The organism is Limosilactobacillus pulli (assembly GCF_947381555.1).
GTDB lineage: Bacteria > Bacillota > Bacilli > Lactobacillales > Lactobacillaceae > Limosilactobacillus > Limosilactobacillus pulli.
In genome coordinates this window covers 31885-45606 of the sequence record NZ_CANCWQ010000015.1, presented here as the reverse complement: position 1 = coordinate 45606, position 13722 = coordinate 31885, and the positions used below count along the sequence as shown (strand labels likewise).

The 13722-nt window shown below is 46.2% G+C and carries 14 protein-coding genes; 1 reads left to right on the top strand and 13 read right to left on the bottom strand.

What is annotated here, in order from left to right:
• Positions 1-337: 337 nt before the first annotated feature.
• From QOS03_RS05985 to pepV, 3 genes are all read right to left on the bottom strand, one after another.
• Positions 338-1723 (bottom strand): L,D-transpeptidase family protein, encoded by a 1386-nt coding sequence (locus tag QOS03_RS05985; protein WP_283575710.1) that lies wholly within the window; start codon positions 1721-1723, stop codon positions 338-340.
• Between the two features lie 281 nt (positions 1724-2004).
• Complete coding sequence (locus tag QOS03_RS05980) at positions 2005-2505, bottom strand: universal stress protein (protein WP_240936906.1); 501 nt, start codon at positions 2503-2505, stop codon at positions 2005-2007.
• 101 nt (positions 2506-2606) lie between these two features.
• Positions 2607-4007 (bottom strand): dipeptidase PepV, encoded by a 1401-nt coding sequence (pepV, locus tag QOS03_RS05975; protein WP_272215745.1) that lies wholly within the window; start codon positions 4005-4007, stop codon positions 2607-2609.
• Between the two features lie 114 nt (positions 4008-4121).
• On the opposite strand from pepV, the gene QOS03_RS05970 reads away from it, so the two are divergent.
• Positions 4122-4988 (top strand): NAD(P)H-hydrate dehydratase, encoded by an 867-nt coding sequence (locus QOS03_RS05970; RefSeq protein ID WP_272217662.1) that lies wholly within the window; start codon positions 4122-4124, stop codon positions 4986-4988.
• A 62-nt stretch (positions 4989-5050) separates the two neighbouring features.
• On the opposite strand, the gene QOS03_RS05965 is transcribed toward QOS03_RS05970, so the two are convergent.
• The 10 genes from QOS03_RS05965 to QOS03_RS05920 form a co-directional block, all read right to left on the bottom strand.
• A complete protein-coding gene (locus QOS03_RS05965) occupies positions 5051-5257 on the bottom strand; it encodes a hypothetical protein (protein WP_169462612.1) in 207 nt (68 codons plus the stop codon).
• A gap of 234 nt (positions 5258-5491) precedes the next feature.
• Positions 5492-7132 (bottom strand): putative polysaccharide biosynthesis protein, encoded by a 1641-nt coding sequence (locus QOS03_RS05960; RefSeq protein WP_272208324.1) that lies wholly within the window; start codon positions 7130-7132, stop codon positions 5492-5494.
• A 112-nt stretch (positions 7133-7244) separates the two neighbouring features.
• Positions 7245-8387: a trans-sulfuration enzyme family protein gene (locus QOS03_RS05955; RefSeq protein ID WP_283575709.1), complete on the bottom strand. Its 1143-nt coding sequence runs from the start codon at positions 8385-8387 to the stop codon at positions 7245-7247.
• Between the two features lie 46 nt (positions 8388-8433).
• Entirely contained in the window at positions 8434-9579 is a 1146-nt protein-coding gene (locus QOS03_RS05950; protein WP_283575708.1) for a trans-sulfuration enzyme family protein, read from the bottom strand.
• A 39-nt stretch (positions 9580-9618) separates the two neighbouring features.
• The gene (locus QOS03_RS05945; RefSeq protein ID WP_283575707.1) at positions 9619-9783 is read right to left on the bottom strand and encodes a hypothetical protein; all 165 of its coding nucleotides are present in this window, start codon (positions 9781-9783) and stop codon (positions 9619-9621) included.
• A 276-nt stretch (positions 9784-10059) separates the two neighbouring features.
• A complete protein-coding gene (locus tag QOS03_RS05940; protein ID WP_283575706.1) occupies positions 10060-10917 on the bottom strand; it encodes a transporter substrate-binding domain-containing protein in 858 nt (285 codons plus the stop codon).
• A gap of 27 nt (positions 10918-10944) precedes the next feature.
• Entirely contained in the window at positions 10945-11685 is a 741-nt protein-coding gene (locus QOS03_RS05935; protein ID WP_272225829.1) for an amino acid ABC transporter ATP-binding protein, read from the bottom strand.
• Between the two features lie 12 nt (positions 11686-11697).
• On the bottom strand, positions 11698-12378 hold the full coding sequence (locus tag QOS03_RS05930) for an amino acid ABC transporter permease (protein WP_283575705.1): 681 nt from the start codon (positions 12376-12378) through the stop codon (positions 11698-11700).
• Positions 12359-13018 (bottom strand): amino acid ABC transporter permease, encoded by a 660-nt coding sequence (locus QOS03_RS05925; RefSeq protein WP_283575704.1) that lies wholly within the window; start codon positions 13016-13018, stop codon positions 12359-12361. The genes QOS03_RS05930 and QOS03_RS05925 overlap by 20 nt, the downstream gene beginning before the upstream one ends.
• A gap of 399 nt (positions 13019-13417) precedes the next feature.
• Complete coding sequence (locus QOS03_RS05920) at positions 13418-13681, bottom strand: type II toxin-antitoxin system HicB family antitoxin (protein ID WP_283575703.1); 264 nt, start codon at positions 13679-13681, stop codon at positions 13418-13420.
• Positions 13682-13722 lie beyond the last annotated feature (41 nt).

Genomic DNA, 13722 nt, shown 5'->3' with positions numbered 1-13722 from the left:
AGTTTAGCAACACCATTAAAGACCTTTATGGGTTTTTCTGTCCACTTAAATGTTCAACTTAAATTTTACAATCTGCCACATTGAAATCATCCTTTCTATTCCCTCTGGTATTCTTTACGTCAAAAAACGATCGTTGGCATTAAAAAAGAGAGTGAGAAAAAACTCCGAAAATCAGCTTGCGACCGATTTCCAGAGTTTGTCTTCTAACCTCCGCAAGGCTGGCTAGGTCGGTCAAATGCTGATTTATCAGCGTTTGAACTGCCAGCCAGCTACTGTGCTGAGGCGTTATTATCCATAAAATAGTTAAGAGGTTGAGTTAATTCCCAGCCTTTTTTATCTAGTAAACGATAACCGGTTCATATTGACTCAATGCATCGTAGGCCGTGCCGGCATCGCTTGGATGCATATTGACGCAGCCATTGGAGCCGTTGTTGAGATAAGCCGTACTCGACCAGTCCGTTCGCCAACTGGCATCATGGAAGCCACAACCACTGTCGGTAAACGGTGCCCAGTAGCTGACCGGTGAGGCATAAGCTGAGCCATTGTCACTGGTCCCGCGCAAGGTGGTATTGCGCTGCTTGTACATGATGTACCAGACTCCTTTAGGCGTATCATCACCGCTGCTGTGCTTACCGGTAACCACGCTGGCATCAAAAACGCATTTACCGTCTTTGTAGAACCAGACGTGTTGATCTGAAATCGAAACCTCAGCATAGGTATTGCCGATCCCGTGATTGCTGGTCGTACCATAGCCAATGCCACCAGTGTTATAGCCAACCCCATAGACGTCGCTTTTGGCATTAACGCTGGTCTGGTGGTTGATCAAGGCCTTGGTCAGCGTGGCAGCTGCCTTGGTATCGCTGAGCCGCCAGCCATATGATCCGCCCGTAGCCGTTTTGATTTGTTTGCCGCTATGCGTGGTAAACGTAAAGCTCTTATCCAGCGTTGACTGATTCTGATTGACCTTTTTGACCAGCTTGTTTAGCGCTGTCGTATCAAATTGATATTGATGATTCAGATACGTAGCTTTGGTAATAATATCATTGGTCGTCAGCGTATAGGTCTTGTTTTCTACCTGGTAGGTCAGCTTTTGATTTAACAAAGCCTTTAGCTTAACGGCTTCTTGCTTAACGGTCTTGCTATTGGCTGTCAGCGGCTGTTGATACTGTTTGTGCAATACGATTTTGACGTTGGCCGAATTTTGGTCAAAGTCTTTTAGCAATGCTTCCGTATCATAGCGATTGCCTTTTCGGGCCGGCTTAATCGTTACCTTGCTATTTGCCAAAACGGCCTTGGCATCAACCGGTGCCTTGCGACCAGCATTTTCTTTTTCGATATTGGCCTTTAAAGCCGCACGCATGGCCGCAAGCCGAGTGCTATCAACATGACTTGGCACCACCTTGACGTTTTTGGCCTTGCTGGAAGGAAAGAACGTTGCTTGCTTTTTAAGTGCTTTTTCAAACTTGCTCAAATCGTTTTTAGTAAAGCTGGCACTGCTGGACTCGCCTTGATAGATCACCTTGCCATCCAGCGTTACCTCATTGGTCAATTTGGTCTTAGCAACCTTATCATAAGCCTGCTGAGCAGTCATTCCACCAACGGCTACCCCATTGATGGTTGTATTCTTGTTAAAATGAGTTCTTTGATGCCAGGTCATCACTCCAATTATGATGACCAGAAGCGTTGCGATAATGCCCAAAGACATTTTCGTGCGCGAGTTCATGTACTCCACTCCCTTACCCTTAACCTTGTGCAGTGCCAATTATATAACATTACCTCGGCTAAGGATATCATAATTTCAGCCAGATCTTCTCAACCGCTGCATTAAAAAAGAGAGTGAGAAAAAACTCCGCAAGGCTGGCTAGGTCGGTCAAATGCTGATTTATCAGCATTTGAACTGCCAGCCAGCTACTGCGCTGAGGCATTATTATCCAGAAAACAATAAAGAGGTTGGGTTAATTCCCAACCTCTGTTTAGAAAAGTTCAGCCTTAATTGTTTTGCTGCTAGATTTCTGGGTAGCTTTCCATCTTAACGTTGAGCTTCTTGTTGTTTTCATCGGTCTTGACAACCATGACGTCACAGTTGGCTTGACGAATTACATAAGCTGCCGTGGAGCCGACAATCATCCGACCAATCATGTTCAGACCCGTTGCCCCAACCAAAATCAGGTCAACGTCATGTTCCTTAGCATAACCTTCCGTCAGTTCCAGCTTGGCATTGCTGATCTTGACATCGGTAACGACATCTGTGACCCCAGCAGCCTCTGCCTTCTTCTTCATCTCGGCAAGCTCCTTGGTCATTTCGTCCGTAGCTTTCTTGTAGATGTCACGATCAATGAAGCCATAGCCAACCGTACTCGTGTTTGGATAGCGTTCACCGTTGACGATGCTTAACAGATGCAGCTTAGCGTTATTGCGCTTAGCAATGTCGATCGCTTTTTGAACTGCCATCTTGGATTGTTCGGAGCCATCGACACCAACTAACAAGTTCTTGTATTCACTCATTATTGCCACCTCCATAAAACAACCTTAATTAAGAAAATCTACATTGGTTTTCCTTGCTATTATTTTACCACGAAAACGGTTTCTTGAACAATATGTTTTCCTTATTCAACTACTAAGTCATGAATTGCCTGCATATAAATGGCCATTGATTTGATCAGATCATCAACGGGCTGGAACTCATTTGGCTGATGCATCGTATTTGGCGTGTCTGGCATTAAAGCTCCAAATGCAACCCCGCGGCTCATTAAGCGGCCATAGGTTCCCCCACCAACAACCTCGGCTTGAGCCGTCTGATCGCCAGTCTGGTCGATGTAAGCCTTCAAAAGCGTAGTAACGATTGGATCATCGGCATCAACATAGTGTGGCACTTCGCCTTGATTACGACTGATGGCAAAATTATGATCTTGGGCAACCGGCTTGATGCGATTAAGGATCTCATCAGCCGTGATGCCTTCCGGATAGCGGAAGTTCATGTCAATGTGGCCGCCATCGTGCTGATCAAACTTCAAGATCCCGGCATTCATCGTCATTTCACCCATCTTATCCGTTGCAAACGCCGCGTTGAAGTTATTGACGCGCGTATCCAGATGCAGGTAGCTGGCGGCAAAATCGATAAAGTCACCAGCATGACCACGAATATCAAGCTGCTTTAAGAACGTCGCCAAATAGGTACCGGCATTGATGCCTTTTTCTGGTTCCATACCGTGGGCTGCCTTGCCGACTACGATCAGCTTAATCCCTTCAGAATCGGTTTCCATGCTTCCAGTAATTGGGTTTTCATCCAAAAAGTCGGTAAAGGCCGTGGCAATGGCTTCATTGTCTGCGGCTTCAATTACGGCTTCAGCATCGCGTGGCACCATGTTGAAGCGCAGCCCAGAGTCAAAGCGCTTTAAGATCACCTCGCCATCATTGCCGCCATCAATGTCCAACAGCAAGGACACCTGCCCTTTTTCACCATTAATCAGTGGAAATTCGGCGTCTGGTGAAAAGCCATAGGTTGGAGCCGGTTCAACTTCAAAGTAGCGCTTCATCCCCGTCCAGTCATTTTCTTCATCGGTACCAACGATAAAGCGCACCTTTTGCTTAAAGACGGCCCCATGATCCTTTAAATACTTCAGTGCATAGTAGGCAGCCATTCCTGGTCCCTTGTCATCAGAAACGCCCCGACCATATAAATTGCCATCTTTAATCACGGGATCAAATGGATCGGTCTCCCAGCCTTTTCCTGCCGGCATAACGTCCAAGTGAGCCAAAATAGCCAGGGTCTGATCACCTTCGCCCCACTCTGCAAAACCAGCTACATTGTCGATGTTTTTAACGCGAAAGCCGTCTTGTTCAGCCATTTCCAAAAACGTCTTCAATGCCAAAGACGGTGCTGGACCAAGTGGGTATTCTGGCGTAGCCTCATCATCATTGCGCACGCTGGGAATCTTGATCAGCGCAGTCAGATCATTCAGATATTCTTCTTTTTGGGATTGTGCGGCTTTTAACCAATCAGTCATAAAAAAACCTCCAATATTAGTCACATTGTTAAAATTAATGATAACATTATTTGAGGTTGATTTACGGATCAATCGTCAGTGGATTTTATTGGATTAATTAAAGGGAGTATCAAAATGCAAAATCTGGATGAGTCAATTCTGCATCAAGTCATTAAAGCTCGCCCACAGGAAAGCTTTAAGGGCACCTTTGGCAAGATCGTGCTGGTTGGTGGCAACGAAAACTTTGGTGGTGCCATCATTATGGCAGCAACGGCAGCGGTATATGGCGGTACCGGGCTGGTTACGGCCGCTACCGATCCAGCCAACTCGGCAGCCCTACATGCTCAGCTGCCGGAAGCCATGTTTGCCGACTTTAACGACGATCAGTTGGTTGGCGACCTGATCGTAGCAGCAGACACGGTAGTCGTTGGCCCAGGACTGGGTGACAATGCCCAAAGTCTGCATATTCTAAAAAACGTCTTTGAGTACGTGCATGATGGCCAGACACTGGTAATTGACGGTTCGGCAATTACCTTGATGGCTCGCGAGCATCTCAAGCAGCCAGCCTGTGACATCAACGTCGTCTACACGCCTCATCAAATGGAATGGCAGCGGCTTTCAGGAATCAAGATTGCTGATCAGACCGTTGCAGCCAATCAAAAAGCCGTCCAAGCACTGGATGCAACCGTGGTATTGAAAAAGCATCATACCGAGATCTATCGTGGCGATCAAGTCTTTAAGCTGCCAATCGGCTCAGCAGCCCAAGCCGTTGGTGGCATGGGCGATACTTTGGCCGGAATGGTTGGTGCATTCACGGCTGAATTTAAGGATGCCGGATTAAATGCTGTTTTGGCCGCCGTTTATGCGCACAGTGCCGTGGCTGATCAGATTGCCGAAAACCAGTACATCGTCTTGCCGCACCAGATTAGTCATGCCTTGCCTGGCTTCATGAAAAAAGTAGCTAACCAAGGCAGTGAAACGCATATTGGCTTTATGGACTAATAACTAATAAAACCATGATGCCTTAAGCAAGGCATCATGGTTTTTAATTTATATTCGTTAATTTAGGCGGCAAACAGATCATTAACCGAGATGGCAATCTGTTTTGGCGTCATGTTATCTTGAACGATCTGACCTGAAGCCCGCAATTCCAGCTTGGCGTCTTTTGGCTCTTCATTCAGCTTGGTCAGATCAACTTCTTGGTTGTTGCTGTCCGTAACGTCGAAATGAGACTTCTTCATCTGGCTAATCGTTGTTTCATTGATTTCCATAATAAAATCAGCTCTCCTTTCTTGTTTACGACTACGTTTTAGCACGTCTTGATCAGCTTGTTAAATATTTTGACCTTTTTTGACCAAATATTAATGCAAAACAAAACATCCCATTTTTTACCTGGATAACCACAATGACGATCTAGTAGCAACTACTGAAGAAAGCCATTACGAATTGCTCTAGTATCAAAGAAATCCCCGTCTTAAATTAAGACGAGGATTTCTTTGATTACACTAACTCATATGCAATCGTTCTCGCAAAAGCTCAGCACGTGCACCCAGCAGATGATCGGCCAAGCGCGACTTCAAGGCCAGGTAGGCATAAATACCGCCACCAACGGCCACACCAACTACCAACAAGAAGAATGCAGCATAGCGACCATGCGGGTTAACCAACAGTCCCAGACCGGCCATCACCAGCTTGGTGACTACAAACATCACCAATGAAAAGGCCAGAATCTGATTGGTCGGCTTGGTCATTTCTTCAAAGTGCAGACCAAATTCCATGTTGAACGAATGTAAGATCAGATAATTCATTATGACCATGGACAATGCCGTTGCCAATAATGGCCCCATCCCTTTTAACAGCCAGATGCATGGGAACTGTAAAACCAGTTTGATGATCAGCCCGATGCCAAGGATCTTCATCATCTTACGGTTTTCCGAGATTCCTTGCATCATGGCCGCGGCTACACTGTAGAGTCCCATTGCAATCGAAGCAAACGCGGCAAACTCCAAGATGACAATCCCGGCTTGATTATAACGGTAAAAGACGGTATAGACTTGTGGTGCCACGGCAACCAGTCCTAAAGAGGCCGGTACCATAATAAAGTAAAACAACTCTAAGGCGTTTTCGATTTGTGTCCGCATCCCGGCTTGATCGTTTTTAGCTCGTGCATGAGCCAGCAGTGGAATTACAGTCGTTGCCATTGATGATGCCACAGCAATAATAATCATATAGAGCTTATTGGCATTGAAGCTGAACATGGCATAGACCGTATTCATCTGATAGTAGGTAAAGTGACCAACCAATGGCATCATTTTAAAGAAGGTGTATTGATCAATCAGTTGGAAGATCGTAATCCCCGACTCGATTATGATAAATGGAATCGCTTGGTAGACAATCTTGCCAATCAGCTGCAGCGTTGAGATATCAGCTGCATCCAAGCTGCTTTTTGCCATTTCTTCCATCGGTTTCCGGTAGTGAATTCGTGCCAAAATCAAAACGGCAGCCGCCCCCAAGGCGCCGATAAAGGCAGCAAAAGTCGATTGCGTAACGGCCAGAACCCAGCTCCCTTTTTGGATCTTCATGACCAGATAAGTGGCGCCCAGCATGTAGATGATACGCAAGAGCTGCTCAATCAATTGCGAGATTGCTGACGGTGCCATCCAGCTGTACCCTTGCAGATACCCTCTTGAAATACTGATGCTGGGAATTAAAAGTACGGCCCAGGCCAGCGAGCGAATCACTGGAATTTCGTTGGGATCACCACCATCAAGCAGTGCCGCGCCAAACATCATAATCAAAGCTGAAATCACCCCAGTTGCCATCGAAACGTACATCCCGGTATGATATAGCTTTTTACTGATATTGGTCTGATTTATCCCATTATAGTGAGCGACCAGTTTGGACATCGCCGAAGGAATCCCAGCCGTTGCAATCACCAAAAACAGATTGTAGATGTTGTACCCTTTGGCATAAAGCGCGTTGGCCTGATCACTGTAGGCACCCATCCAGGTAACCCAAGGGATAATGTAGAGTGCACCCAGCACTCGCGACAATACGCTCCCCGCTGTCATCCAGGCCGACCCACTGAGCATTTTTGCCTTGGCCGTGGCCTGTTTGCTCGGGGCCGTTTTTTGTTGTGCATCCATAATTTGCTGCTTTCCTACCTTTTTAATTGTTAAAATTTCAAAAAATAATCCTAACCATTCTAGCTTGATTTGGCAGATAGCGCAAATTAATTAATAAATTGTTAAGAAAAGCTTAACGATAAGCCAGTGCCTGCTTGATATCTTCGATCAGATCATCAGCATCCTCTAAGCCAACTGAAAGCCGCAATAATTTGGTCGTGATCCCTAGGCGCTGACGTTGCTTGACTGGAACGTCGGCATGCGTCTGGTAGTATGGAATCGTAATCAGACTCTCAATACCGCCCAGACTTTCGGCAAACGTGATCACCTTGACGTTGTTCAACAGCCTTTCGACTTGTGACTCTTCTTTTAAATAAAAGCTGACCATGCCGCCTTTGCCTGGATAAAGCACTTTTTCAACTTCAGGTGCCTGCTTAAGATATTCAACGATGGCTTGGGCGTTTTTAGTATGCTGAGCCATGCGTACCTTGAGCGTTTTAAGACTTCGCAAAAGCAGCCATGAGTCAAATGAGTCCAGCGTATCACCTGTCGTAATGTAGTAGTCGTAATATTCATCAGCGAGTTTTTCATCTTTAACGACAACGGCACCGCCCAACAAGTCATTGTGACCGGACAGGTACTTAGTCGCACTATGAATCACTACATCGGCACCTTCCAGTAATGGCCGCTGATAGATTGGCGTATAAAACGTATTATCGACAATTACTTTAATCTGTGGATCGTATTCATGAACTGCTGTAGCCACTGCGTGAATGTCGATTTCTTTCATTGTTGGGTTGGATGGTGTTTCCAGCCAGATAATTTTGGTATCTGATGTCAGCTTTGCAACCAACTCTGAAATCTTTTGCCCGTTCCATTGATCAAACTCAATACCGGCATGCTTTTTGAGATAGTCAAAGTAGCGAAAGTCCCCACCGTATAGATCATCTAAAGAAATCAAACGATCACCCGTCTTTAAAATGCTTAGTGCCAATTGTACGGCAGCCATCCCAGAGCTAAGAGCAAAGCCGGTCGTACCACCTTCTAGGCTGGCCAGTGTTTTTTCGACAGCCCGACGATTAGGCGTCGATAAACGTGAATAGGTGTAGTTTTTGGTCGCATCAAAATTGATGGCTTCTTTTAATGTTGGGTGGCGATAGTTGGATGACAGATAGATCGGCAACGAAACCGCGCCTCTTTCATCTTCATGATTACCTGCTTGAGCCGCAATCGTTGCCAGTGACAGTTCAGACTCATTCTTTTGACATTCACACATAAGTAGATTCCTTCTTTCCTAAATTCTCAAACTCCCAGTTATTAAATCAGCGCGCCTTAGCCAATGCCTGATCAAGATCGGCAATCAGATCACGCTGGTCTTCGATACCGACTGCCAAGCGAATCAGCCCTGGCGTAATCCCAGCCTTGAGCTGTTCGGTTGGTGAAAGCTCCGCGTGACTCATCTTGCTTGGCAGTTCAACCAGACTTTCAACCGATCCTAAACTGACCGCTAATTGAAACAGCTGCAATGAATTGACGAACCTAACCGCATCCACGTCATCGCTTAATTCAACTGAAAGCACGCCACCCGCTCCCTTGGCCTGCGTGCTTAGCGTTGCATAACCTGGCTGATCTGGCACGCCTGGATAATAGATCTTTTTGACGGTGCTTTTGGTCTGCAAGTATTCAATAATGGCTCGTACGTTTTCTTGCTGGCGATCCATTCTGACGCTTAACGTCTGCAGTCCGCGCCGCGCCAGATTGCTGTCTTCTGGTGAAAGCACGGCTCCTAATGCGTTTTGAATAAAGTAAAGTCGTTTGCCCAGTTCTTCATCATTGGTAATCACCGCCCCGGCACTAACGTCGGAATGACCAGCCAGATACTTAGTCGCGCTATGAATGACAATATCGGCGCCTAAAGTCAATGGCTGACAAAGATAGGGACTTAAAAAGGTATTATCAACAATCGTTAGCAAGTGGTGTTTTTTAGCAACCTTAGCCACAGCAGCAATTGGTGTCACCTGTAGCAGCGGATTGGTAACCGGCTCAAAATAAACGGCTTTGGTATTGGGCTGGATCGCGCGTTCAATGGCAGCCGGATCTCTGGTGTCAACCGGTGTTGCACTCAGTCCCCAGTGCTTAAAGAACTGATTAAGCAGCCGAAACGTGCCGCCATAGATCTGATCGCCAACAATGATATGATCGCCGGCTTTAAAAATCGCCAATGCCGTATGAATCGCCGCCATCCCAGAAGAAAGCGCAAATCCCCGCGTGCCATGTTCCAGAGCCGCTAATTGATCTTCCAAGTACTGGCGCGTTGGATTGCCCGAACGTCCGTAGTCATACTGTACCGGTGCCCCAATTTTAGGATAGCGGTAGGTCGTTGAAGTATAGATAGGTACGTTGACCGCTCCAGTTTGGTTGTCGTTTTGGGCTGGTCCGTGTACCAGTCTGGTATTAAATTCTGTCATGTCTTTCCCCTTTCTCAAGGCAATAAAAAAGCCCTGAACCTAATTGATAGATTCAGGACGACGCAGCTGATCCGACGTGGTACCACCCGATTTTACCGCTGGATTGCCCACAGCGGCCTCAACAACACCAATTGATGTCTGGGATGGTAACGGATCCTGCCGGGAATTCAGCCAATTTGACCAAACGCCTTGCTCCAAGCTCATCTTCAGCTGCTGGTTCGTGCTGCCCTTTCACTAACGGCAGTCGCTGAAACACTAATAAAGCAACCTACTCTTCTCTTCAACGCTTTTGTAATTATCATTTAATGATTTTCTTAATTTTTACTCATTATAGTCACGTAGTTTTCTCATGTCAACTAAATTTTTTACTCTGTATTAAAAATTTAGTAAATCACATTCATCCATCAATCAATTAAAAAACGCCGCGGCAATTAACCGACGACATTTTTACAGTTCATATTTTAGAGCATTCATCAATGACTATTTTTGATTAGTCAAAATGATGTCGCTAGCCTTAACCTCGGAACCGAAGTAAGGCTTCAACTCTTGATTGTAGTCTTTTTCAAAGAAGTTTTCACCGTTAAGCTTGGTGATTTCCTTGTTAGTCCAGTTCAAAAGCGACTTGTTCCCTTTCTTAACAGCTGGGGCGATGTATGAGCTCTTACCCAACTGCTTAATGCCGACCATGTACTTAGGATTGTTCTTGACCCAAGCGTACAGGTAAGAGTTATCGTCAGCCAATGCTTTGGCCCGACCATTTTTAAGCGCGTTGAACTGCTGCGTCTTGGAGTCAAACTTCAAAAGACTGGCGCCGGTCTGGTGTTGAGTAAAGTATTGTTCCGCCGTCGTTCCCTTGTTGACGATCAGCTTTTGTCCCTTCAATTGGCTGACCTTAGTAATTGGATCGCTCTTTTTAGAAACGACTCCAACGGAAACCTTCATGTATGGCTTAGCAAAATCAACCGTCTGCTTACGTTCCGGCGTGACCGTAAAGTTGGCCAAAACCAGATCCGCCTTGTTGGAGTTCAGCGTGTCAACTCGGTTGTTGGCGTTAACCTGTACGAACTTGGCCTTGACGCCTAAGTCCTTGGCAATCCGCCGTGCCAGATACAGATCATATCCTACGCGCTTGCCATCCTTGTTGACCCAGCCATATGGCGGCAGGTCGCCAAAGACGGCAATCTTGATATAGCCACGCTTCTTGATTGCCGAAACCGAATTTTGATTATCAGCGGCATGGGCCGTCAAAGTACTTGCCAATGGTGCAAATGCCAACAGAAATGCTCCCAGGGCCAATACCAGCGTTTGAATCAGTTTTTTTAGACTCTGCTTTTTCATAATTAATTCCCCTTTTCTCAAAAACACTTAAAAATCCATACTCTCTAAGAACTTCTGTGCACGCTCGGTCTGCGGTTGCTTAAAGAACTGCTGACCCGGCGTATCCTCTAAAATATGACCATCTTCCAAAAACAGCACCCGATCGGCAATCTGGGCGGCAAAATTCATCTCATGGGTTACGATCAGCATCGTCATGTCTTCTTCGTCACTCAGTTTCTTGATGATCTCCAAGACTCCTCTTACCATCTCAGGATCCAATGAGGCCGTGACCTCATCAAACAGCATCAAATCCGGATGCATCGCCAGCGCTCTGACGATGGCAATCCGCTGTTTTTGCCCACCTGACAGCTGCCGCGGGTAAGACTGCGCATAATTGCTCAAGCCAACCATGGCCAGCAGTTTTTTGGCTTCAGCTTCTGCCTCCTTTTGTTCCCGGTGCTGAACCTTGGTTGGTGCCAGGACGATATTTTCTAAAACCGTCATATTTGGAAACAGGTCATAGCTTTGAAAAACCATGCCGATCTTTTGCCGCAGCTCTTGCCAATGCTTTTCATCTGGAATCACGTTTTGGCCTTCAAAAGTGATCTGACCGCTTTGAAAGTCCTCTAAGCCGTTCAACGTGCGAATCGTCGTACTCTTGCCCGATCCAGAAGGTCCCAGCAGTGCCAGCACCTCACCTTTTTTGAGATCAAAGTTAATATCGAACAAGACTTGACGTTTACCGTAAAACTTGTTTAAATGTGCTACTTTTAAAATTTCTTCAGTCAAAAGACATCCCCCTTAATCTGCTTGTTTGGCATCCATCTTTTTTGCCCAGCGCGACAGTGGATAATCCACCAGGAAATAAAACACGAAAATCAAACCATAGACCCAAAAGACCCCTGTTCGATAAAGATGATTATTGGCCTCGATAATCTGCTGACCAATGTTGATGACATCCATCACGCTGATCATCATCAAAAGTGAGGTCGTTTTAATCACCCGCGTTGCCAGATTGATCGTTGCCGGCAGCTCCAGGCGAAATGCTTGGGGAAATAAAACGTAGTAAAACAGCTGGTGGCGGTTCAAGCCCAACGCCATACCCGATTCCCGCTGATGCTTAGGAACCGAGATCAAAGCTCCTCGAACGATATCGCTGAATTCCGCGGCTACCCATAAGGCAAAGGCAACAACGGCCATCAAAGATCCAGGGAGGTTGGCCACATGCATCATTCTTGGCAGGATGTAATAGGCCAAAAACAGCAGCACAACCGTGGGCACGATCCGGAAAAATTCTAGATAAAGCCGTAGAATCAAGCGCAGCAGCCGATTCTTAAACGTCCGCAAGATCCCCAGCAGCGCGCCCAACGCCAACCCAATCAGCAAAGATAATGCTGCGATCCAAACCGTGGTCCATAATCCGCCTAGCAGTCGGACAAAATTGTGGCCCTCAAACAAAACATTAATTCCCGAATGTGCCATAGCGAACCCTCCTTTCCAGCCAGGTCAAAATCAAGGACAGTGGAATCAAGATAATTGCGTAGGCGATCACCAAAACGAAAAGATATTCGTTGGAACGGTAGTAAAGACCGATCAGATCCAGGGCCGTGTTCGTTAATTCTGGAATGGCAATCACCGAAAAAATCGAGGTTTCCTTAATTAAAAAAATCACGTTGGCAGCCAGGGCCGGTACCGAAAGCGCGAACCCTTGTGGAAATACTACGTAACGGGCCAGTTGCCAGTCGTTCATTCCTAGCGCCTTACCAGATTCAAGCTGCGTCTTGGCCACCCCGTTAAAGCCGCCGCTAAAGCCCTCTGCCATGTAGGCGCCACCTAAAAAGATCAGACCAACGATTCCACAGGTAGCCGCGCTCATTTTCCAGCCAATTACCGGAAAGGCATAGTATAAAAAGAACAACTGAATCAAAAGCGGTGTATTGCGGGCCAGCTCAACATAAGCACCCAGAATGCCTGCCAGATATGGTACCTTGAAATACCGCACCAGACTGACGATGATCCCAACGACCATGGCGCCTAAAATACCGACCAACGACAGCCACAGCGTCAGTCGAAAGCCCTTGGCAAACTCCGGCAGGCTTTGCTGAATGATCGTCCAACTCAAACTCCTCACTCCCTTTTAGACAATTAGTTAAATAGTGTCTAATCTAAAAAATGCATGAAAAAAGGCCTGCTGTCTCTTCCTTCCTCAAACAGCCTTTTGAGTTCCCCAAAAATTCAGGAACCCAAAAAGGCCTCAAATCGATCAATCGACTGAGGATGGATTAACAACAGGCCATCATTGACACAAGGGCAGAAATTTTCCGTGATGCAAACTGATTACTCAACATGAAAATTCCTCCCTTCCGCAATGATTTAATGATTAAAATTCTCTTAAAAAATTAATGACTTTATTATAGCGAGCTGGTTTTCAAATGTCAACCTCTTATCTTTAGTAAGTCATTTTACCAAACACATCCCGCTACGTTTAATTCCCGGCATTACGGCAATTAAATTAAGCATCTCAATATTTTTCCAGATCAACCTCAACCATGCGCACCTCACGATCAGGAAATGCTTTTTGCACCTGCTCAAGTGGGGTGACTTTTGGCGCCGGTTCAAAATGCCCTAATTTATCGTTGATCACGATTGCCAGACCCAGCTTGGCATTTTCAATGGCCTCATCCATGGTCTGCCCTTGCGTAAAAGCCTCTGGTACATCGGGAAAATCAACTTGAATCTCTTTTGCCGTCGGTGTAAAAACCGCTGCGTAACTGGCTAATTCCATTTTTAATTCCTTTCTCAAAAGTAAAAAGGCCAGCTTCGACG